The sequence below is a fragment of the Rhodococcus sp. BP22 genome, from assembly GCF_014281965.1.
GTDB lineage: Bacteria > Actinomycetota > Actinomycetes > Mycobacteriales > Mycobacteriaceae > Rhodococcoides.
This window is the reverse complement of the sequence record NZ_JACFTB010000001.1, coordinates 106,207-128,365: the sequence shown is the minus strand read 5'-3', so window position 1 is coordinate 128,365 and position 22,159 is coordinate 106,207. Positions and strand designations below refer to the sequence as shown.

General features: G+C 61.3%; 20 protein-coding genes. 11 read left to right on the top strand and 9 right to left on the bottom strand.

The annotated features are described in order from the left end of the window. The first annotated feature begins 216 nt into the window (after positions 1-216). Together H2510_RS00550 and H2510_RS00545 are read left to right on the top strand one after the other, a co-directional pair. Entirely contained in the window at positions 217-1,239 is a 1,023-nt protein-coding gene (locus tag H2510_RS00550; RefSeq protein ID WP_186626479.1) for a heme o synthase, read from the top strand. Between the two features lie 152 nt (positions 1,240-1,391). Further along, positions 1,392-1,787, top strand: coding sequence for a hypothetical protein (locus tag H2510_RS00545; protein WP_084348838.1), 396 nt, complete (start codon positions 1,392-1,394; stop codon positions 1,785-1,787). A 96-nt stretch (positions 1,788-1,883) separates the two neighbouring features. Here H2510_RS00545 and H2510_RS00540 read toward each other — a convergent pair whose 3' ends face one another. The 4 genes from H2510_RS00540 to mptB all read right to left on the bottom strand — a co-directional run bounded on the left by H2510_RS00540 (position 1,884) and on the right by mptB (position 6,356). Beyond that, positions 1,884-2,882, bottom strand: coding sequence for a heme A synthase (locus H2510_RS00540; protein WP_186627050.1), 999 nt, complete (start codon positions 2,880-2,882; stop codon positions 1,884-1,886). Positions 2,883-2,962: 80 nt separating this feature from the next. Further along, entirely contained in the window at positions 2,963-3,763 is an 801-nt protein-coding gene (locus H2510_RS00535) for an ABC transporter permease (RefSeq protein WP_186626478.1), read from the bottom strand. After that, on the bottom strand, positions 3,760-4,710 hold the full coding sequence (locus H2510_RS00530; RefSeq protein ID WP_397517315.1) for an ABC transporter ATP-binding protein: 951 nt from the start codon (positions 4,708-4,710) through the stop codon (positions 3,760-3,762). The genes H2510_RS00535 and H2510_RS00530 overlap by 4 nt, the downstream gene beginning before the upstream one ends. Then, positions 4,701-6,356 carry a polyprenol phosphomannose-dependent alpha 1,6 mannosyltransferase MptB gene (mptB, locus tag H2510_RS00525; RefSeq protein ID WP_222438187.1) on the bottom strand — a complete coding sequence of 552 codons (1,656 nt, stop codon included), beginning with the start codon at positions 6,354-6,356 and terminating at the stop codon, positions 4,701-4,703. Before mptB ends, H2510_RS00530 begins: the two co-directional genes overlap by 10 nt. Positions 6,357-6,659: 303 nt before the next feature. On the opposite strand from mptB, the gene H2510_RS00520 reads away from it, so the two are divergent. The 7 genes from H2510_RS00520 to H2510_RS00490 are packed head-to-tail and all read left to right on the top strand — an operon-like array spanning position 6,660 to position 13,131. After that, entirely contained in the window at positions 6,660-7,436 is a 777-nt protein-coding gene (locus tag H2510_RS00520; RefSeq protein WP_315901221.1) for a metalloregulator ArsR/SmtB family transcription factor, read from the top strand. Further along, positions 7,433-8,896, top strand: a complete 1,464-nt coding sequence (sufB, locus tag H2510_RS00515) for a Fe-S cluster assembly protein SufB (RefSeq protein WP_088943144.1) — start codon at positions 7,433-7,435, stop codon at positions 8,894-8,896. Before H2510_RS00520 ends, sufB begins: the two co-directional genes overlap by 4 nt. Then, the gene (sufD, locus tag H2510_RS00510; protein WP_186626475.1) at positions 8,897-10,120 is read left to right on the top strand and encodes a Fe-S cluster assembly protein SufD; all 1,224 of its coding nucleotides are present in this window, start codon (positions 8,897-8,899) and stop codon (positions 10,118-10,120) included. It begins immediately after the preceding gene. A 42-nt stretch (positions 10,121-10,162) separates the two neighbouring features. Beyond that, entirely contained in the window at positions 10,163-10,939 is a 777-nt protein-coding gene (gene sufC / locus H2510_RS00505; RefSeq protein ID WP_088943142.1) for a Fe-S cluster assembly ATPase SufC, read from the top strand. Between the two features lie 2 nt (positions 10,940-10,941). Continuing rightward, positions 10,942-12,216: a cysteine desulfurase gene (locus tag H2510_RS00500; RefSeq protein ID WP_186626474.1), complete on the top strand. Its 1,275-nt coding sequence runs from the start codon at positions 10,942-10,944 to the stop codon at positions 12,214-12,216. 1 nt (position 12,217) lies between these two features. Continuing rightward, a complete protein-coding gene (gene sufU / locus H2510_RS00495; protein ID WP_088943291.1) occupies positions 12,218-12,694 on the top strand; it encodes a Fe-S cluster assembly sulfur transfer protein SufU in 477 nt (158 codons plus the stop codon). Further along, on the top strand, positions 12,691-13,131 hold the full coding sequence (locus H2510_RS00490) for a metal-sulfur cluster assembly factor (RefSeq protein ID WP_186626473.1): 441 nt from the start codon (positions 12,691-12,693) through the stop codon (positions 13,129-13,131). The genes sufU and H2510_RS00490 overlap by 4 nt, the downstream gene beginning before the upstream one ends. Positions 13,132-13,267: 136 nt before the next feature. Here H2510_RS00490 and H2510_RS00485 read toward each other — a convergent pair whose 3' ends face one another. From H2510_RS00485 to H2510_RS00475, 3 genes are read right to left on the bottom strand one after another with little or no spacing between them, the layout of a single operon-like run. Continuing rightward, positions 13,268-14,236: a Ku protein gene (locus H2510_RS00485; protein ID WP_186626472.1), complete on the bottom strand. Its 969-nt coding sequence runs from the start codon at positions 14,234-14,236 to the stop codon at positions 13,268-13,270. A gap of 45 nt (positions 14,237-14,281) precedes the next feature. Further along, positions 14,282-15,448, bottom strand: coding sequence for a lycopene cyclase family protein (locus tag H2510_RS00480; RefSeq protein WP_315901144.1), 1,167 nt, complete (start codon positions 15,446-15,448; stop codon positions 14,282-14,284). After that, the gene (locus tag H2510_RS00475) at positions 15,445-16,236 is read right to left on the bottom strand and encodes an SDR family oxidoreductase (RefSeq protein ID WP_186626471.1); all 792 of its coding nucleotides are present in this window, start codon (positions 16,234-16,236) and stop codon (positions 15,445-15,447) included. The genes H2510_RS00480 and H2510_RS00475 overlap by 4 nt, the downstream gene beginning before the upstream one ends. 207 nt (positions 16,237-16,443) lie before the next feature. Between H2510_RS00475 and H2510_RS00470 the strand changes: the two genes are divergently transcribed. Further along, positions 16,444-18,075 (top strand): ABC-F family ATP-binding cassette domain-containing protein, encoded by a 1,632-nt coding sequence (locus H2510_RS00470; protein ID WP_088943139.1) that lies wholly within the window; start codon positions 16,444-16,446, stop codon positions 18,073-18,075. Between the two features lie 93 nt (positions 18,076-18,168). After that, positions 18,169-18,429 carry a helix-turn-helix domain-containing protein gene (locus H2510_RS20595; RefSeq protein ID WP_222438130.1) on the top strand — a complete coding sequence of 87 codons (261 nt, stop codon included), beginning with the start codon at positions 18,169-18,171 and terminating at the stop codon, positions 18,427-18,429. A 12-nt stretch (positions 18,430-18,441) separates the two neighbouring features. On the opposite strand, the gene H2510_RS00465 is transcribed toward H2510_RS20595, so the two are convergent. Next, positions 18,442-19,014 carry a TetR/AcrR family transcriptional regulator gene (locus H2510_RS00465; RefSeq protein WP_084349004.1) on the bottom strand — a complete coding sequence of 191 codons (573 nt, stop codon included), beginning with the start codon at positions 19,012-19,014 and terminating at the stop codon, positions 18,442-18,444. Between the two features lie 157 nt (positions 19,015-19,171). After that, complete coding sequence (acnA, locus tag H2510_RS00460; protein WP_186626470.1) at positions 19,172-21,982, bottom strand: aconitate hydratase AcnA; 2,811 nt, start codon at positions 21,980-21,982, stop codon at positions 19,172-19,174. Positions 21,983-22,159: the final 177 nt, after the last annotated feature.

The window sequence follows — 22,159 nt, the reverse complement described above, 5'->3', positions numbered from 1 at the left end:
TGTCGTGTCTTCCCCCCGTCGTGCTCCTCTGCACTCGCTGCCCGGGCCTGACGCAGTTACCCGGCAGGGGATATGTTTCTCACTTTGGGGGCCTGCGAATTGGAGCCGCGATGCTCGGCGTCTACCATCGCCTGTAGTAGTACGTAGGTAATCGCCGACCGTGATCACCGCGCGTACGCATGTTCATGTGTGTTCGAGCCTGTGCAAGGAGACGTAGTGCGAATTGGGCAGCAGTCCGGCGGCCACGGATTCGCAAGCGGTCCCAGCAATCCAGAGGACAATGACCTCGGTACCGACGCTGGAAGCGAAGCCGATCCGAGTCGTCCCACTTCGGCCCCCCGTCGGGCTTTGGCATTGTTCATGGCGTATGTCGCCCTGACCAAGCCCCGAGTGATCGAATTGCTGTTGGTGACGACGATTCCGGCGATGTTGCTTGCCGACCGTGGTCACGTTCAGCCCATGCTGATCCTCAGCACTCTGTTCGGCGGAATGCTCGCAGCAGCCAGTGCAAACAGCCTGAACATGGTCGCTGATGCCGACATCGACAAGATCATGGCTCGCACTGCCAAGAGGCCTCTTGCTCGTGGAGCAATGCCTGTGTCGCACGCCTTCGTGTTCGGCGTGACTCTCGGCGTCGTTTCGTTCTTTTGGTTGTGGGCAACCACTAACCTGCTCAGCGGCATCCTTGCCGTCGTCACGATCTGTTTCTACATCTTCGTCTACACCCTGGTCCTCAAACGCCGGACATCGCAGAATGTGGTGTGGGGCGGTGCCGCTGGTTGCATGCCCGTCATGATCGGCTGGTCGGCCGTCACCGGGACGATCGGCTGGCAGGCCGTGGTGATGTTCCTGGTCATCTTCCTGTGGACCCCTCCGCACACGTGGGCTCTGATGCTCCGTTACAAGGAGGACTACCAGGCTGCGAACGTTCCGATGCTGCCGGCGGTGGCATCCGAGCGGAAGGTGACCAAGCACATCGTCTTGTACGCGTGGGCCACTGTTGCTGCGACGTTGGCGCTCACTCCCGGATCCGGCGTCATCTATGCCGTGATCGCCGTGGCGGCCGGCGCTTGGTTCCTCACCGTGGCCCATCGTCTCTACGCAGGAGTCCGCGCGGGAACTCCGGTCAAGCCGATGAAGCTATTCATCCTCTCGAACGAATATCTGGCACTGGTTTTCTGTGGCCTGGCTGTGGACTCCGTCGTCGGCTGGGACACGCTCGCTCAACTGTTGTCCTGAGTTCGAACCCCGTGTATCTCTACTGACGCCCGACTGCCGCCGCGGCAGGTTCGGGTGATCGGTTGCGCAGGGTTCGATTGCCGACATGTGTGGGTGGCGCCCGGTGTCGACCTGTCTGTTCTATCCCTGTTACCCAGCGGTATTGTCGAACCATGGCAACCGATGAAAAGAACTCGCCCGTCGAGGATTCGACCTCCGAGAACAAGTCCGGTCCGACAATCGATGTGCCTGCTGGTGCGTTGTCGGCCGTCCGATCCTTCGTCGGCGAACACGGTGGTTCGGGCAAAGTCGTCATTCAACCGGTCGGACGGGCCGGCACACGTGTGACGATGGTCGGCGCGGACGGGATACTGGGCGACCAGGTTGTAGAGAGTCCGGCAGTTGCGCGTGCGTTGGTCGAGGCCGCCGGCAATCTGACTGAGTCGGAGTGGGATCGCGAACTTGTCAGTTCGGTCAACCCTGCACCCGGTCACTACCGGAAAATGGCCGGGTGGGTCGCACGTCAGACACGCTTTCCAAAGGCCAGAAACGCGTCGATGGAAAAATAGTTCGAAGCAGACGGAACCGTTCACCGATCGGGTGCGTCAAAGAAAGCAGGAGAGGTAGTCGGTCGTCTGAGGGGGAGTCCGACTACCTCTCCTCTTCTATCCGTTGGTGGTAGCTGCTGTCTGGGCGGCGGGTAGCTTGTCGGCCGACGCGTCATCGAGAGAACTGCGGGTACGACAGGCAGCCCATACCGCGGCAGTAGCCGCAGTGCACGCGCCTGCACCTGCCACGTGGATTGCAACCAGGACGGCCGGCACGTCTGTGAAGTACTGGACGACTCCCACCAAAGCCTGCGCCACAACGATGCCGATCAGTACCTTCAACCGGAATTTGATCGTCAGCGGGGCCTTCACCGCATAGAGTGCGAAACCCAGCCCAACCAGAAGGGCCAAGTACCCCACGAGCAGCTGAGCGTGCAGATGCACAAGGGTCACGATCTCGACACCGAGGCGCGGCACAGGTTCATCGATACTCTTGTCGCCCGCGTGCGGGCCCGCGCCGGTCACCATCGTCCCGGCTACCAGGACGCCTCCCAACACGATCGCAGACAGGCCGGTCAGCAACCTCAGCGGTTCGGGGACAGTGGGGACAGAAGGTCCGGCAGGATCGGGGTCGGCGACTTTGAAGTACAGCAGCGTTGCGAGCCAGACCATGATCATGGACAAGACGAGGTGTACGGCGACCGTCCACCACAGCAGCCCTGTCAGCACGGTGAAGCCGCCGACCACTGCTTGTACAACGGTTCCGAGTGGCATGAGCCAGGCGAAAAGAATTACTTCCCGACGCCGACGGGCACGTGTGACCGCGAGAACTATCAACGCTGCAACAAGTACTACAGCGAAGGTCAACAACCGGTTGCCGAACTCGACTGCCTGGTGCAGAACTGGAACTTCCGAGACGCCGACCGGCGTGAAACTGCCTGGGAAGCACTGCGGCCACGTCGGGCAACCGAGTCCCGACGCCGTCACCCGCACGATGGCTCCGGTGACGGCAATTCCGCCCTGAGTCAGAATGACGATGAATGCCACGATTTTCTGCACCCGCAGGGTAGGCACAGGCAGCAGGTCCACGACGCGGAGAAACGCTCGATACAGCACTATGTGATCGTAAACGGCTGTCAACTACAGAGCGTCGTTGACCCCATGCTGTAGGCCCGGCAGGACGCCGGGAATTCACTTCACGTGAACTTGAATGTGCGAACCGCGAGCCAAGCGCAGACTGCGGCCCAGGCGGCGAGCACCGCAACGCCGAACCAATCCCATGATCCATCGACTGCCTGTCCCAATGCTTCGGCCAGCGCGCCGGACGGAACCAATCGGGCGATGGTGTGCAATGCCGTCGGCATGTCCTCGGAGAGAACGACGAGGCTGCCGATTCCCAGCATGATGAACCACAAGATGTTTGCCAAAGCCAGGACGATTTCGGCTCGGAGGGTGCCTCCGAGCAGTAGCCCCATGGTGGCGAATGTCACCGTGCCGAGTGCGATCACCACTGCTCCGAGCGCTAGCCCGACAATGTCGGGACGCCAACCCAGCGCCACCGCGATAGATCCGAGAACGACGGTCTGCAGGATCACCACCATCACTACTGCGATGCTCTTACCGCCGATGATTCCCCACCGGGGTAGTGCCGTTGCACCGAGACGTTTGAGTGCGCCGTATCGGCGGTCGAAGCCGACAGCAATTGCCTGACCGGTGAAGGCGGTGGACATGATCGCCACCATCATCACGGCAGGGACGACCTGGTCTACCGGATGGTCGCCCATCGCCCCCAGCGGCAGCAATGTGAGCCCGACCAAAAGGATGATCGGGATGAACATCGTCAGGAGCAACTGCTCGCCATTGCGTAGCAACAGTTTGAGCTCGAGAATCGACTGCGCAGTGAGCATCGCAACGGCCGTGTTAGGGGTTGGATTCGGACTGAACAATCCGACGTCGAATCGGTTGTCCGGACGACGGTCGCTACCGTGGATCGTCATCTTCTCAACTCTTTTCCGGTCAGCTCCAGGAAGACGTCTTCCAAGCGGCGCTGGTCCACCTGAAGTTCGGTAGCCAACACATCCTGTCGAGCACACCAGGAGGTGACAATGACGAGGATTCTGGGTTCGATGACGCCCACGACGACATAAGAGCCTGGTCCTTCCTCATGAGTGCTGTACTCGGTCGGTAGGACCTCGGCGAGCGAGGTCAGATCGAGTCCAGCCGGCGCACTGAATCGCAGACTCCCCTCTGCACCCTGTTTGGTCAGCTCGGAAGCGGTGCCGGAGGCGACGATCTTGCCGTGGTCGATGATCACCAGTTCGTCGGCGAGCTGTTCTGCTTCGTCCATCAGGTGGGTTGTGAGCAGCACGCTCACTCCGTCCCGACGCAGCGCGTCGATCAATTCCCACACGAGTAGTCGAGCCTGGGCATCGAGTCCCGCGGTCGGTTCGTCCAGAAATACGAGTTCGGGGCGGCCCACGATGGCGCAAGCGAGTGCCAGCCGTTGCTGTTGACCCCCGGACAGGCGTCGATACGGCGTCTTCACGGCGCGGTCGAGTCCCAGGCAGTCCAGAAGCCAGTCAGGGTCCAACGGGTTTGCGGAATACGACGCAACCAGGCGGAGCATCTCGCCCGCTTTCGAGCCCGGATACGCACCGCCACCCTGCAGCATGACCCCGATACGTGGTCTGAGCTGCGCTGATTGTGCGATGGGATCGAGTCCGAGAACCCGAACGGACCCGGATTCCGGTAAGACGAATCCTTCACACATCTCGACCGTCGTTGTCTTTCCTGCTCCGTTCGGGCCGAGGAGCGCCAGAACTTGGCCCCTCTCGACGGTGATGTCGAGTCCGTCGACGGCGGCGACACCGTCGTACGACTTTCGTACACCCGTGAGCTGCACGGCAGGATGCGTCGAATTCGACGCGCTAACGATCACGAGGATCCAGCGTATGCCCCGGCGGCAGTGGTGTTTGCCGACGGTCCGAGGTTCGACCGCCAGGGCAGTCGATTGCGGGTGACGAAGAACATGAGAACGACGGTCAGAATCGTCATGACGGCGGCCTGAACGATTTGAAAAGGCAAATACTCGCTCCCGTTAGGCATCAAGATGACACTGACAATGGAAGAAAACACAATTGCCGGAACGCGGAATGCAGGCCGGGTCGCCCATGCGGCCAGGGGTATGACGGCCCACAGTAGATACCACGGCTGGACGACGGGGAACAGCAGAACGAGAGCGCCGAGCGAGACACCGAGTGCGCCCACCGGATGCAACCGGCCCTTCAGTACGGCGACGAGCATGCGAAGCGCTACGAATGCGGCCACGGCCGCTGCGATCGGTCGAGTGAGGCCGAGCACCGCAGTGGTGTGGTCGCCGAGTCCGAGCAATACACCGACGAATCCGGTCCCGATTCCCAGGATCGTGGGAATCGACATCCAACTCCTCACAACGCTGGCGGTGTCGAGTGTGTTGATCCAGCCGAAGCCCAGGCCGCTACCCAGGCTGACTCCGACATGCACCACGACGGTGACAAGCCCAAGGACTGCTGCCGCACTCAGTACCGCTCGGATTGTCCCGCCCCACCTTCGGGCCAATGCCATCCCGACGAAACCGAGCGCGAGCAACGACGGAATCTTCACGGTCGACGACAGTGCAATCAAGGCAGAACCAGAGAGCAGGAGAAGCAAGGACGATCCGCGAATCGGACAACTGGGCTCGATTGCTCGTAGTGCGATCTCCACCCCGGCGAGCATGAGACCGATCATCAGCGCTTCGTTGTGTATGCCCGCGACCAGGTGGAAGAGCAGGAGTGGGTTGGCAGCACCGAGCCACAATGCACTGACCGCCGCGACGCCGCATCGACGCGCCAACCGGGGGAGTGCCCACACGATCATCGCAACACCTGCGAGCGCAAGAAGTCGATGCAGGAAGATCCCGGCAACAATGTTCTCGCCGGTCAACCACGTGATACCGCGGCCCATCCACAAGAACAGTGGACCGTATGGCGCCGGGGTTTCACGCCAGATGTTCGGCACGGTCCGGGTGAGGACGTTGTCGACGCCGAGGGCCCCGGCAGGCCCGATCTCGTACGGGTCGAGTCCCCTCGCGGTGATCTCGCTTTGTGCCAAGTAGGAGTAGACGTCCTTGCTGAACATCGGTGGTGCCACACACAGTGGCAAGATCCACAGCAGCAGCGTGCGGTCCAACTGTGATCTGCTCAGTCTTCTCGGAACAGTTCCATCGCGTAGACGCCCGACTGCGAATCGCCCGAGCAGGAGCCAGGCGAGCACCACCATGACGGTGCCCGTCATGGTGATGGTCAGCGCGGAGGTGGCCATGCGCGAGGGAAGACTCAGAATGCGAACACCGACGACAGGGTTCTGCAGAACAGGTTGGGCGCCTGCCCCGAGTGCACCGATCGCCATCAATATCGAACCCACTGCGCCGAATCGCCGGACTCCGCGGAGCTGTGCCGTCTCGGTCTTGTTCAGGCCGGGCGCCTCGGCCTCGTCGCCGTGTAACGCAGCGACGGTCGATGCCGGCCGATCGGTATCGAGGCCGACCAGTTTGCGAAGAGGTCCGCCCAGTTTGCGAAGAGGGTCGACGATTCGAAGTTGCACGCCGGATTTTTCGGCGGTTTGCTTCTCGGCTGGGGTCGTCGACACGAATGGCAGCGTAACTGTGACTCTGCACAGCCCGTTGATCGCAGTACATCCGGCGGAGATTCGGCAGCAGATGAAGACCACGCCAGTATTCCCTGGTGTCGCCCTTGGTGAAGTAGGGCACCCTTGGTGGACCATCCTGGCTAATTCCGTCACACTGGTGTTGTGAAATCATCAGCGAGTACGACGCATGGGGGAGAACGCGCACGTCGCGGCACCACCTCCACGGTGACGGGTTCAGCTGTTGTCGGTCACGAAGGCCAGACGCGGGGAGCTGTTGTCACCCTACTTCTCGAAGAGGGCCCGATCACCGCCTCCGATATCGGTACCCGTCTCGGCCTCAGCGCTGCTGGGGTAAGACGGCATCTCGAAGCACTCATCGATAACGGTGAGGCGCGAATAACGTCCTCGGCCGTCGTCACTCAACGAGGCCGCGGAAGACCGGCCAAGTATTTTCAGTTGACGGCAGTCGGTCGCAGCAGGCTTGGACACACCTACGACGATCTTGCAGGTGCAGCAATGCGTCAGCTACGCAAGATCGGCGGGGACCGCGCGATCGAGACCTTCGCACGCCAGCGGGTCGAAGCCATCGTGGCCGACGTCGAGCCGGCGGTGGGAAGTCGCCCTGTGGATGTGGAAGAAGCAGCGGGCCGGATCGCCGACGCGTTCACGGCTGCCGGATTTGCCGCAACTACCCGTCAAGTAGGCAACGGCGTGCAGATCTGTCAACACCACTGCCCCGTCTCGCATGTGGCCTCCGAGTTTCCTGAGCTGTGCGACGCCGAGCGGCAAGCCTTCTCCGATCTTCTCGGAACTCATGTGCAACGTTTGGCGACCATCGCGAACGGCGACTGCGCCTGCACGACGCATGTTCCGTTGACCGGTCGCAATCGCCCCGAGATTTCGAAGAAGTCGAATTCGATGTCCCACCCCACCTCAACCAGAACTTCCGGTGCTCAGCCCAGTACCGGAGATCGCGTAAGCCCCCGGAAGGAGCTCGCATGACCGTCACACCAGACCAGGTGACACCCGTTGCGCCGCTGACCCCCGCTGCTCCTCTCACTCAGGACGAGACGATTGCGTCGCTGGGCACATATGGTTTCGGTTGGTCGGACTCCGACGTCGCCGGAGCCAGCGCCAAGCGCGGACTGTCGGAGTTGGTGGTGCGTGACATCTCGGCGAAGAAGAGCGAACCCGAGTGGATGCTGGAGTCGCGTCTGAAGGCGCTGAAGACGTTCGACCGTAAGCCCATGCCCAACTGGGGTGCGGATCTCGAAGGTATCCACTTCGACAACATCAAGTATTTCGTTCGCTCCAGCGAGAAGCAGGCTGCGACTTGGGAAGATCTTCCCGAGGACATCAAGAACACCTACGACAAGCTGGGTATCCCGGAGGCCGAGAAGCAGCGCCTCGTCTCGGGCGTTGCAGCGCAGTACGAGTCCGAGGTCGTCTATCACTCGATCCGCGAGGACCTGGAAGCGCAAGGCGTGCTCTTCCTCGACACCGACACTGCGCTCAAGGAACAGCCTGAGCTCTTTCGCGAGTACTTCGGCACGGTCATCCCCGCAGGGGACAACAAGTTTTCCGCGCTGAACGCCGCGGTCTGGTCGGGTGGATCGTTCATCTACATCCCGCCGGGCGTCCATGTGGACATCCCGCTGCAGGCCTACTTCCGGATCAATACCGAGAACATGGGGCAGTTCGAGCGCACTCTGATCATCGTCGACGAGGGTGCCTACGTGCACTACGTCGAGGGCTGCACTGCGCCCATCTACAAGTCGGACTCGTTGCACTCGGCCGTCGTGGAGATCATCGTCAAGAAGGGTGGTCGCTGCCGTTACACGACTATCCAGAACTGGTCCAACAATGTCTACAACCTGGTGACCAAGCGCGCTAAGGCAGAAGCAGGCGCCACGATGGAGTGGGTCGACGGCAACATCGGCTCCAAGGTCACCATGAAGTACCCCGCTGTATGGATGACGGGTGAGTACGCCAAGGGTGAGGTCCTGTCCGTGGCGTTCGCCGGTCCCGACCAGCACCAGGACACTGGCTCGAAGATGCTGCACCTTGCGCCGCACACGTCGTCGAATATCGTGAGCAAGTCCGTCGCTCGCGGTGGTGGACGGACTTCGTACCGAGGATTGGTCAAGATCAACAAGGGAGCCTATGGTTCTCGCTCGACCGTCAAGTGCGATGCACTGCTCGTCGACAATATCTCGCGCTCGGATACATATCCCTACGTCGACATACGCGAGGACGACGTGTCCATGGGCCATGAGGCGACAGTCTCGAAGGTCAGTGACGACCAACTGTTCTACCTGATGAGCCGAGGCCTCACCGAGGACGAAGCCATGGCGATGGTGGTGCGCGGATTCGTCGAACCGATCGCGCGTGAGCTTCCCATGGAATATGCCCTCGAGCTGAACCGGCTCATCGAGCTTCAGATGGAAGGGTCGGTCGGATAAGTGACTAATCCGAATACAGAAGAGTCGCTCACCGGAGTTCAGGGTGCCGTAGCGTCGGAGAATCCAGCGGCCGAGGACAAGTCGGTCATCGTAGCGAACAAGGGTGCCCAGTTCACCTCGTACGATGTCAACGCTTTCGAGGTCCCCTCCAGCCGCGACGAGCTGTGGAGATTCACACCGATTCGTCGACTCAAGGGACTGCACGACGGATCTGCGGTGGCGACCGCCGGGGCCGACGTTCTCGTGCAGGCACCCGAGGATGTGACAGTGGAGACCGTCGGCCGTGACGATGCACGTATCGGTGTCGCCGGCGTTCCCGCCGATCGCATTGCTGCGCAAGCATTCTCGGCGTTCACCGAGGCCACGATCGTCTCGGTGGCGGCCGAGAACGAGGTCTCCGAGCCTGTGCAGATCACAGTCACCGGGCCTGGCGTCGACGCTGTGTCATACGGCCACCTGCAGATTCGACTCGACAAGTTCGCCAAGGCGACAGTGGTGATCGACCAGGTCGGGTCGGGCACATATGCGGAGAATATCGAGTTCGTCATCGGTGACGGCGCCAACCTCTCGGTCGTACTGATCCAGGAATGGGAGTCCGATGCAGTGCACGTCGGAGCCCACCACGCTCGGCTCGGCCGCGACGCGACACTGAGGCACTTCAACGTCAGTCTCGGTGGCGACCTGGTTCGCATCAGCCCGACCGTGCATTACGACGCTCCCGGCGGCGATGCAAACCTGCTCGGCGTCTACTTCGCCGATGCGGGTCAGCATCTGGAGCAGCGTCTGCTCGTCGATCATTCAGCGCCGCGTTGCAAGTCGAACGTCATGTACAAGGGTGCCCTTCAGGGCGAGGTCGGTGTCGGCAAGCACGATGCACACACCGTATGGATCGGCGACGTTCTGATCCGTGCTGAAGCAGAGGGAACCGAAACCTTCGAATTGAACCGCAACCTGGTTCTCACAGACGGTGCGCGCGCCGATTCGGTACCGAATCTCGAAATCGAAACGGGCGAGATCGTCGGCGCAGGCCATGCCAGTGCGACCGGCAGGTTCGACGACGAACAGCTTTTCTACCTCCGGTCCAGAGGAATCTCCGAGGAAGTGGCTCGTCGACTCGTCGTACGCGGCTTCTTCCACGAAGTCATCGACAAGATTCCGGTCCCCGCGGTTCGTGAACGACTCGACGCTGCGATCGAGGCCGAATTGGCCCTCGTCGGCTCGTAAATTCCGGCTCCCGTACTTCTCGACATTCGTAAGGAAAATTTCATGTCCACGCTCGAAATCCGCGACCTGCACGTCAGCGTCGCAAACTCTGATACCACCGCAGAGCCCATCAACATCCTCAAGGGTGTGAACCTGACCGTGAAGTCCGGTGAAACACACGCGATCATGGGCCCCAACGGATCCGGCAAGTCGACGTTGTCCTACGCCATCGCCGGTCACCCGAAGTACGCAGTCACCTCGGGCACCATCACGCTCGACGGCGAAGACGTGCTCGCGATGACCGTCGACGAGCGGGCTCGCGCAGGTTTGTTCCTCGCGATGCAGTACCCGGTCGAGGTTCCCGGAGTATCGATGTCGAACTTCCTCCGCACTGCTGCGACGGCGGTCCGAGGTGAGGCCCCGAAGCTTCGGCACTGGGTCAAGGAAGCCAAGACTGCGCTCTCCGAGCTCGAAATTGATCCGGCTTTCCTCGAGCGGAACGTCAACGAAGGCTTTTCCGGTGGTGAGAAGAAGCGCCATGAGATCTTGCAGCTCGGAATGCTGAAGCCCAAGATCGCCATCCTCGACGAGACAGACTCCGGTCTCGACGTCGATGCGCTTCGAGTCGTTTCGGAGGGTGTCAACAAGTACAAGGAACGGGAGAACGGCGGCGTTCTGCTGATCACGCACTACACGCGGATTCTTCGCTACATCAAGCCCGACTTCGTTCACGTGTTCGTCGATGGCGAGATCGTGAAGTCCGGTGGAGCCGAGTTGGCAGACGAGCTGGAGGCCGACGGCTACACCGCTTTCACTCAGCCTGCGACCACAGGAGCGTAAGTATGGCTGCACCAGCAGCACTGTCGAACAGCGCATTGGATGTCAGCTCGATCCGTGCCGATTTTCCGATCCTCTCGCGTACGGTTCGCGACGGTAAGCCGTTGGTGTACCTGGACTCGGGCGCGACCTCTCAGCGCCCGGTCCAGGTTCTCGACGCAGAACGTGAATTTCTGCTGACGTGCAACGCCGCGGTCCATCGTGGCGCACATCAGCTCGCCGAAGAAGCGACCGATGCGTACGAGGGCGCCCGCGCCGCTATTGCGTCGTTCGTCGGTGCGGATGCCGATGAACTCGTGTTCACCAAGAACGCCACCGAGGCTCTCAATCTCGTCACCTATGTTCTCGGAGACGATCGATTCGATCGCCACGTCGGACCTGGCGACGAAATCGTGATCACTGAACTCGAGCATCATGCCAACCTCGTGCCCTGGCAGGAATTGGCCAGACGAACCGGTGCCACGCTGCGGTGGTTCGGCGTGACCGACGAGGGGCGGATCGATCTCGATTCTCTGCAGCTCACAGATGCAGTCAAGGTTGTCGCGTTCACACATCAGTCGAACGTGACGGGCGCGGTGTCACCTGTGGCCGAGCTCGTTCGACGGGCTCGTGAGGTCGGGGCGCTCGTCGTGCTCGACGCATGCCAGTCCGTGCCTCACATGAGCGTCAACTTTCATGCACTTGATGTCGACTATGCGGCGTTCTCGGGTCACAAGATGCTGGCGCCCTCGGGCGTCGGCGTGTTGTACGGCAAGGCAGAACTCCTCGATGCCATGCCGCCCTTCGTGACAGGCGGTTCGATGATCGAGACAGTGACGATGGAGAAGACCACCTACGCGCCGCCGCCTCAGCGGTTCGAAGCGGGCGTACCGATGGCTTCTCAGGTGGTCGGCCTCGGCGCAGCGGTGGCATATCTCGAGTCCATCGGCATGGACGCAATTGCGGCGCACGAGCACGTACTCGTCGGCGCGACACTCGACATGCTCGCGAAAATCGAGGGTGTTCGAGTGATCGGACCGACCGAAAACATCGATCGAGGGTCAGCGGTGTCGTTCGTCGTCGACGGCGTCCACGCACACGATCTCGGTCAGATTCTCGATGATGACGGTGTTGCGATTCGGGTGGGGCACCATTGTGCGTGGCCGTTGCACCGTCGTTTCGGTGTCGCAGCCACTGCGAGGGCGTCGTTTGCTCTGTACAACACGCTCGACGAAGTCGAGGCGCTCGGTTACGCGATCGAGCACGCCCAGAGATTCTTCGGGACCAAGGGTGCTGCCTGATATGCGTATGGAACAGATGTATCAAGAGGTCATTCTCGACCACTACAAACATCCGCACGGGCGCGGTCTTCGCGAGCCGTTCGGAGCCGAGGTCCACCACGTGAACCCGACTTGCGGCGACGAGGTGACATTGCGGGTAAATATCGATGATGGCGGCATCGTTACTGATGTGTCATACGACGGTCAGGGCTGTTCGATCAGTCAGGCCGCGACTTCGGTCCTGACGGATCAGGTCATCGGACTACCTGTCGAGCAAGCGTTGAGAGTCGTTGATGCCTTCAGTGAAATGGTCGGCAGCAGGGGTACCGTGGATGGCGACGAGGATGTCATCGGTGATGGAATCGCGTTCGTCGGAGTGTCCAAATATCCGGCCCGCGTCAAGTGTGCGCTGCTCGGATGGATGGCTTTCAAGGATGCGGTTGTTCGAATAGTAGAAGAGACTCCCGCAGTACCCGCACGATCCGGAGGACAAGTATGACCCAGACACAGACAACCGATTCGCAGGACGGTGGCACTGCCGCCCCGGAGACCGACGTGGCAGGGTCGGCCGTGGCAGAGTCGTCGACTACGGCGGTGCCTGCATCGCTTACCCCGGATGAGATCAAGGTTCTCGAAGACCTCGAAGAGGCAATGCGCGATGTGGTCGACCCCGAACTGGGGATCAACGTCGTCGACCTCGGTCTGGTGTACGACATCAATATCGACGCCGACGACATCGTCACGGTCGATATGACGCTGACTTCGGCTGCGTGCCCGCTGACAGACGTCATCGAAGATCAGGCGCGTGGAGCGCTTGTGAGAAGTGGTCTGTGCGCCGACCTGAAGATCAACTGGGTATGGATGCCGCCTTGGGGACCGGACAAGATCACCGACGACGGACGTGAGCAGCTCAGGGCCCTCGGCTTTACCGTGTGATCTTCTCTCGCGAGGGGTAGCAACGCGTAGGTTCACCAGTATGGCCAGTATTTCCTGGACGTTCTGGTGAACCAACCGGAGCTCGAAGGCGTCCTAGCTCGACGAAGCTGCAGGGTTCTGTTCGATGCAGGTTCGGTTATGCGCCTTTTCGAGTCGGCGTCGACTTCGACGACTTGTCGGCGGCAGTTTGTTTTGCCGGCACAGCCTCTTTATCGGGTGCTTTCTTTGCAGCAGTCTTCTTCCGCGGAGTTTTCTTCTCCGACCCATCCTTGTTCGTGGCCGTCTTGGTATTGGACGACGAGTGTGCCGCCTTGGCGTTCTTGCCCGCGGCCTCCACGCTGCGTTGGAGAGCAGCCACCAAATCGACGACCTCGGCGTCTTCGCCATCGCTGGAGGTCTCGTCCTCGACCCGGACGACTTTCTCGCCGCCGTTTTCGATCGTATCGTCGATCAGCTTGCGTAGTTCGATTTGATAATCGTCGGTGTATTCCGTGGGATCGAAATCTGCCGACATGCTCTCCACCAGCGAGGTAGCCATCTTGACTTCCTGAGGGCGTGCATCGGGTGCGTCGTCCAGCGAGGGGAACTCCGCGGCCCGCACCTCGTCCGGCCACAACAATGTCTGGATCACGAGAGTGTTGTCGCGAACCCGCAATGCGGCAAGTCGTGTCTTTTGCCGCAAGGTGAAATGGACCAGCGCTGTGCGTTCTGTATCCAGGAGTGTCTGTCGCAACAGCACATATGCCTTCGGCGACGAAGAGTCGGGCTCGAGGAAATAGCTCTTGTCATACAGGATGGGATCAATTTGTTCGGTGGGGACGAATTCCAGAACCGGGATCTCGTGTTTTTCGGCGGAAGGAAGCTTGTCGAAGTCTTCGTCCGTCAGGATGACGCGTTCACCGTCGGGTGAGTCGTACGCCTTGTCGATGTCGGCAAACTGCACCGATTTTCCGCATTCGGAGCAGACGCGATCATATTTGATCCGACCGCCGTCTTTCGCGTGCACTTGATGGAACCGAATGTCGTGTGTCTCCGTCGCTGAGTACACCTTCACCGGCACATTGACGAGCCCGAAGGCGATAGATCCCTTCCATATGGAACGCATGCGGTTCATGATTCACGAGGCAAGGGTGTTGTGTCGAGAGTTGCGTTATCGAGTCGACTTGTCGTGGCCGTTTCCCCGCCGCGGATTCACTACCGTTCGCGCTATCGCCATGCGAGCTCGTGGTGGCAGCGTCGGAAACATTCGCATCATTGCGTTCATCGTTGCGAGTGGATCCGCTCGGTTGGACAAGTAAGCGGTCTGCTGGGCGACCGGAAGCTCGAAGAAACTGGCGAAGAAGTGGGGGATCAGCTCGGGTTCGAGGTTCAGTGCAGTCCGGAGCCCGAGGTTGCGTAGACGTTGGACCGCCCAAACCGAAAGGGGGCGAACGGAATTGCCGGTGCGGAGTGTCCCTACAACGGTGTCGGCCGCGGCGAGTGATGCTGCGACGCTGTAGCCGGTGGCCGGGTGCATGAGACTGGAACGCGCGCCGAACCGCACAGCGCCGCGTTCACCTCGCAGGTGCGTCGGCGGTTGTACCGGGAACCGGACGCGTTCGATCGGCTCGGTTCCCGTCGGGCGGGCGCCGCGGTTGCGTAGTCGTTTCGCCAGGCGATCTCGTAGGACATCGAGACCCAGCGGCGGACTTCCGACAAGGCAGGTCTCTTCGAGCAGAATTCGTTCTTCGTCGAGCGGGACCGCATACAAAAAGCTCGGTACCTCCTCCGGTGTCGTGCCGTTGTCGTATCGCCAGTCCATGAACCAAGCATTGGTGTCCTCGAGGAGCTCAACGCCCGCAGAGCGATCGACGATGATGCCGTATGCCGTCTGTTCAGCGAGGCCAACCACGCCGGCAGATCCTCGCGCGTCGACAATCGTGCGTCCGGTGACGGTTCTCCCGTCGGCGAGACGAACGGCGTCCTTGGTCACCGATAGTGCTGTTCCCCGGAGTACGCGAGCTGATCCTTCGCTGAGCACCTGTTGCAGCGCAGCGGTGTCGAGGACGCAATACGTCCGATCGATCGTGTGACGTCGGACAGTCCACGCCGCCGGACGAGCGATGGTCGATGCGACGGCTGTGGCGGGGAGCCAGTGGGGAAGCTCGTCCGACCAGGCCGAATATGTCGGGGTCCAGCGCCTGTTCGGATGAGGATCGATGGCTACGACGTCGACCCCAGCGGCGGACGCTCGATGTGAGAGGGCGCGACCCGCCGGGCCGAGCCCGACCACGACGAGGTCCGCCGCGACATCCTCGGACAGCGTTGAATCGTTCACAGTCCGCCGGTGGCCAGCAATCCGCCATCCACTCGGACAGTTTCGCCGGTGATCCAGGACGATGCGTCGGACACGAGAAATCCCACGAGGCTTGCGACGTCTTCCGGGGATCCGAGCCGCTTCATCGGATATGCCGCGGCAGCTTGCTCCTCGCCTCCAGCCACCAGCGCCTCGGCGAACTTCGTCTTCACCACGCCCGGTGCGACCGCGTTGATTCGGATCGATGGTCCCAGCTGCCACGCGAGTTCTTCGGTCAAGCGGATCAGGGCCGCTTTGGACGCGCCGTACGCAGCGATCACGCCCGTCGAGCGCAGGCCCGCGACGCTCGCGACGTTCACTACCGCGCCACCGTGCGCTCCCATCCAGGCTCGGTAGGCCTCCTGGATATACCCCAATGTGGCGACAACATTGGTGTCGAAGATTTTTTTGACGCCGTCGAGATCGGCGTCCATCAGCGAACCGTAGACAGGATTGATACCGGTGTTGTTGATCAAGATGTCGAGCGAACCGAATACCTCGATCGTCTTGTCCACCGAGTCGCGACGAGAGTCGGCATCACTGGCGTTGCCTGCAATGGCAAGGACCCTGTCGGTTCCGCTACTTGTGGCTTCGCCGAGTTGGCGGGCCGCTTCGGCCAGCGGTTCAGGTTTGCGAGCGGTGATCGTTACTCGTGCGCCTCGAGCAAGCAGTTCGGCGGCGATTGCCTTGCCGATTCCTCGGCTGGCACCGGTGACGAGGGCCACCTTGCCTGTCAGATCCTGTTCTGGGGCTGTGTTTGCGGCGGTCATGAATCAAGACGTTACCGGTGTCACTGCTCGGACGGTCGGTAGCACGGCCCCCAAGGGGTTAAAATGAGAGGTTCATGGGCCATGAGTGGTTTCAGGGCCAGGCCCAGCGCACCTTCGACGAGTCATCGTTCGCTACCGCCTGCGACTCGACCGCTCGTGAAAACGGCCAGACGCCGAACTTCGCCCGCTATAGCTAGGAGCACCCGCGTGATTACCGCCACCGACTTGGAAGTTCGTGCCGGTGTCCGCACGTTGCTGTCGACTCAAGGACCAGCACTTCGCGTACAAGGCGGAGACCGTATCGGGTTGGTCGGCCGTAACGGAGCCGGCAAGACCACGACGCTGAGGATCCTTGCGGGTGAGGGCGAACCCTACGCGGGCACCGTCGTTCGTACAGGCGATCTCGGATACTTGCCACAGGATCCGAAAGAGGGTGACCTCGATGTGCTTGCCAGGGATCGAGTTCTCTCCGCGCGTGGACTGGACACTTTGTTGCATCAAATGGAGAAGCAGCAGGCGTTGATGGCAGAGGTCGCCGACGAGGTGCTTCTCGACAAGGCGGTCCGCAAGTACGGCGAGCTCGAGGAGCGATTCGCATCGCTGGGCGGCTACGAAGCCGAGAGCGAAGCAGCGCGAATCTGCAACAGCCTGGGACTTGCCGATCGCATCCTCGCGCAAGCACTGCGCACGCTGTCCGGTGGCCAACGTCGGCGCGTGGAACTGGCACGCATTCTGTTCGCGGCCTCCGACGGGAGCGGCGGACGTTCCGACACGACACTGCTGCTCGACGAACCCACCAACCACCTCGACGCCGACTCCATCACCTGGCTTCGGGGGTTCCTGCAAAATCACGATGGCGGACTGATCGTGATCAGCCACGATGTCGATCTTCTGAGCGACGTGGTCAACCGCGTGTGGTTCCTCGATGCGGTGCGCGGTGAAGCCGATGTCTACAACATGAACTGGAAAAAGTACATCGATGCTCGGGCAACCGACGAGCAGCGCAGGCGGCGTGAGCGTGCCAACGCGGAGAAGAAGGCAGGCGCCTTGCGCGTGCAGGCCGCGAAGATGGGCGCGAAAGCCACGAAAGCTGTTGCCGCGCAGAACATGGCAAAGCGTGCCGACAAGCTCATGGCAAACCTCGACGCCGAGCGCGTCTCGGACAAGGTTGCACACATCCGCTTCCCTGAGCCTGCACCCTGCGGCAAGACCCCCCTCATGGCGAAAAACCTCACCAAGATGTACGGGTCCTTGGAAATCTTTGCCGGAGTCGATCTGGCCATCGACCGCGGCAGCCGCGTCGTCGTGCTCGGACTCAACGGTGCGGGCAAGACAACCTTGCTCCGGATTCTGGCGGGTACCGAAAAGTCCGACGCAGGTGAGATCCTCGCCGGCCACGGGTTACGCGTCGGATACTTCGCACAGGAGCACGACACACTCGACGATCGCGCGTCGGTGTGGGAGAACATTCGCCATGCGGCTCCGGATACGGGGGAGCAGGAGTTGCGCTCGTTGCTGGGGGCGTTCATGTTCACCGGACCGCAGCTGGAACAGCCGGCAGGCACGCTGTCGGGCGGTGAGAAGACCAGACTTGCACTTGCCGGGCTTGTGTCCTCTGCTGCCAACGTCCTGCTTCTCGACGAGCCGACGAACAACCTCGACCCGATTTCACGTGAACAGGTGCTCGATGCTCTCCGCAGCTACAAGGGAGCCGTCGTGCTGGTCACTCACGACCCCGGTGCGGCAGAAGCCCTGTCACCCGAGCGGGTCATCCTGCTGCCCGACGGTAACGAGGACCACTGGTCACAGGACTACCTGGAACTGATTCAGCTGGCCTGATAATCGGTTTGCTCGTGGCCGGAGTGTGGCGTCCTCTACCCTGGTCGTGCGGGGGTGTTCGGTGAGTGAAGTATCGCTGACTGGAGGAACGCCATGCCACCACTACCGGCCCGAGGGTTATTCGCCGAATCCGAGGATCCGCCCATCGGTAAAGGTGCACGAATCACCGGCGAATCGCGAGAGAGGCTGCGAGCCTCACTGCAGGAGCAGTACTCCGCAGGGGCGAGTATTCGTAGTCTCGCTCACGATCTCAATAGATCCTATGGATTCGTGCACAAGATTCTGGCCGAATCGGGTGTCGCGTTACGTTCGAGGGGCGGCCCTAATCGGCAGAAGTCACATCGCACCGATTAGCTGTACATCAAGCTAAGCGCTGTCGGGCCTGCGAACCGATGCTTCGACAAGGTCCAGTACCGCCGAGAGGTTGGGCCCTCCCTGACCGGAGGCGATGCGAGCGACAAGACCGTCGAGCACGAGATCGAGATAATCGTGCATCACATCCTTCGGAACGTCTTCACGCAGTTTGCCTGCCGTTTTCTGACGTTCCAGCCGGGCAAGGGTTGCATCGGTGAGTTCCGAGGATTTCTCCGCCCAGCTCTTCCTGAACTCCGGGTCGGTGCGTAAGCGCCTGGCTATTTCCAGCCGAGTACCCAGCCACTCGAACCGATCGGGTTGCTCGAGAATGTCCCGCATGACCTGAACCAGTCCTTGACGAGCAGCCACTTCTGCCATCCGCCGAGCATCTTCCTGCGCGAGCGCGAGAAACAGCCCGTCCTTGTCCTTGAAGTGGTGAAAAATCGCGCCTCTGGACAGGCCAGTCGTCTCCTCGAGGCGGCGGACCGTCGCACCCTCGTAGCCGAATTCACCGAAGCAACGTCGTGCGCCGTCGAGAATCTCGCTACGTCGTGCTGCCAAATGGTCTTCACTGACCTTCGGCACACTGCCTCCTTCATCGGCTGATACGTGGTCCCGCCTTAAGCGCAGAACGCGCACGCCCACTGTCTGTTCGAGCCTGAACCGGGCTCGAAGTGGTCGTGCGCGTTCTGCGTGCTCACTGGTCGAGTTCACTCACCAGCGCTGAGCCGTAAAGAAGTGCCTAGCCTCTGATCATATTGCGGAGGACGTACTGCAAGATGCCGCCGTTGCGGTAGTAGTCCGCCTCACCGGGGGTGTCGATGCGCACCACGGCGTCGAATTCGACCTTCGTGCCGTCGGTCTTCGTCGCGGTGACAGCCATCGTCTTGGGTGTGACACCCTCGTTCAGCTTCTCGACGCCGACGATATCGAATGTCTCGGTACCGTCGAGCTTCAGCGATGCTGCGCTTTCGCCAACCGGGAACTGAAGCGGCACAACGCCCATCCCGATGAGGTTGGAGCGGTGGATACGCTCGAAGGACTCTGTGATGACGGCCTTCACGCCGAGCAGGCTGGTTCCCTTGGCTGCCCAGTCACGTGAGGAGCCGCTACCGTACTCCTTGCCACCGAGGACCACGAGCGGAATGCCCGCAGCCTGGTAGTTCTGCGAAGCATCGTAGATGAATGCCTGCGGTCCACCTTCCAGGGTGAAGTCACGGGTGTAACCGCCCGAAACGTCATCGAGGAGCTGGTTCTTCAGGCGGATGTTCGCGAACGTTCCACGAATCATGACCTCGTGGTTGCCGCGGCGCGAACCCAGCGAGTTGTAGTCCTTGCGCTCGACGCCATGCGAGTCCAAGTACTGGGCAGCAGGCGTTCCGGCCTTGATCGGGCCGGCCGGGCTGATGTGGTCGGTGGTGACCGAATCTCCCAGCAGTGCAAGGACGCGAGCGCCCTTGATGTCCTTGACCGGCTCCGGATCCATCGTCATACCGTCGAAGTACGGGGGCTTGCGCACGTAAGTGGACTTCTCGTCCCACGCGAACGTGTCGCCCTCGGGGGTCGAGAGGTTCTGCCAGCGACTGTCTCCGTCGAAGATCGTCTTGTACGACTTGCGGAACATGTCCTGGCTGATGGACGACTTGATCGTGTCGTCGATCTCCTGTGCGGACGGCCAGATGTCCTTCAAGTAGACAGGCTTGCCGTCGTGGTCGTTTCCGAGCGAATCGGTCTCGAAGTCGAAGTCCATCGTGCCGGCGAGGCCGTATGCGATGACGAGCGGCGGAGACGCCAAGTAGTTCATCTTTACGTCGGGGGAGATCCGGCCTTCGAAGTTTCGGTTACCGGAGAGAACTGCAGTGACCGAAAGGTCGTTGTCGTTGATCGCTTTCGAGATCGGCTCTGCGAGAGGACCGGTGTTGCCGATGCAGGTTGTGCATCCGTAGCCACCGAGGTAGTAGCCAAGCTTCTCGAGGTACGGCCACAGGCCGGCCTTCTCGTAGTAGTCGGTGACCACCTGGGAACCGGGCGCCATGTTGGTCTTGACCCACGGCTTGGTAGTCAAGCCCTTGTCGACGGCGTTGCGTGCGAGCAGTGCAGCGCCGAGCATGACCGACGGGTTCGAGGTATTGGTGCAGGAGGTGATGCCTGCGACGACGACCGCGCCATGGTCGAGGACGAACTCGGCGCCCTCTTCGGACTTGACGGTGATCGGCTTGCTCGGACGACCGTCGGAGCCGTATGCGGCGGACTGGACGGCGACGGCTGCGTCCTCGGTGAAGGACAGGGAAGCGGGGTCGCTCGCCGGGAACGACTCGTTGAGCGCCTCGTCGAGCTTGCTGTCGCCTTCGTGTGCAGCGTGGCTCTCATCGACGTAGTTGTGGATGTCCCTGCGGAAGGCAGGCTTGGACTCCGACAACAGGATTCGGTCCTGGGGGCGCTTCGGTCCTGCAATGGACGGAACGACGGTGTTGAGGTCGAGCTCGATGTACTCGGAGTACACGGGCTCGTTCTCCGGGTCGTGCCACATGCCCTGTTCTTTGGCGTACGCCTCGACGAGCGCCAGCTGCTCGTCGCTGCGTCCGGTCAGGCGCAGGTAGTTGATGGTCTCCCCGTCGATCGGGAAGATCGCCGCGGTGGAACCGAACTCGGGGCTCATGTTGCCCAGCGTTGCTCGGTTGGCCAGAGGTACCTCTGCAACGCCCTTGCCGTAGAACTCCACGAACTTGCCTACGACGCCGTGCTTACGGAGCATTTCGGTCGCGGTGAGGACGACGTCGGTTGCGGTCACGCCGGGCTGAATCTCGCCGGAGAGCTTGAAGCCGACGACGCGGGGGATGAGCATCGAGACGGGCTGGCCGAGCATTGCTGCTTCGGCTTCGATTCCGCCGACGCCCCAACCCAACACTCCCAGGCCGTTGACCATCGTGGTGTGTGAATCGGTGCCGACGCAAGTGTCGGGATACGCCTGGCCGTTGCGGGTCATGACGGTCGGTGCCAGGTACTCGATATTGACCTGGTGCACGATACCCATGCCGGGGGGAACGACCTTGAAGTCGTCGAATGCGCCCTGTCCCCACCGAAGGAACTGGTAGCGCTCGCCGTTGCGCTCGTACTCGAGGTCGACGTTGCGCTCGAGGGCGTCGGCGCGACCGAACACGTCGAGAATCACCGAGTGGTCGATGACCATGTCGGCAGGAGAGAGCGGGTTGACCTTGCTCGGGTCGCCGCCCAGTGTGGTCACGGCTTCGCGCATGGTTGCCAGGTCGACGATGCATGGCACGCCGGTGAAGTCCTGCATGATGACACGAGCTGGGGTGAACTGGATTTCGATGCTCGGGTCCGCGGACGGATCCCACGAAGCGATCGAACGGATATGGTCGGCGGTGATGTTGGCACCGTCCTCGGTGCGAAGGAGGTTCTCCGCGAGGACTTTCAGTGCATATGGCAACTTTTCGGCGCCGGGCAAGGCCGACAGACGGAAGATCTCGTAGGAGTTCTTTCCGACCTCGAGGGTGCCCTTTGCACCGAATGAGTTATTACTAGCGGTCACTTCAGCTCCACTCGTCTATGAGGCACACCGCCGACGGGGCTGTGTCGACGGTTGAAGCGAGACCTTCTACGCGACCGAACGGTGCGCCGAACGCCTCGTTGTAAGTCTAACAGTACGCTTGTCCTGTGAAACCCTGAGGGCAGGCCTGATGCTGCGCCGGCGTGCCCTGCACCGACA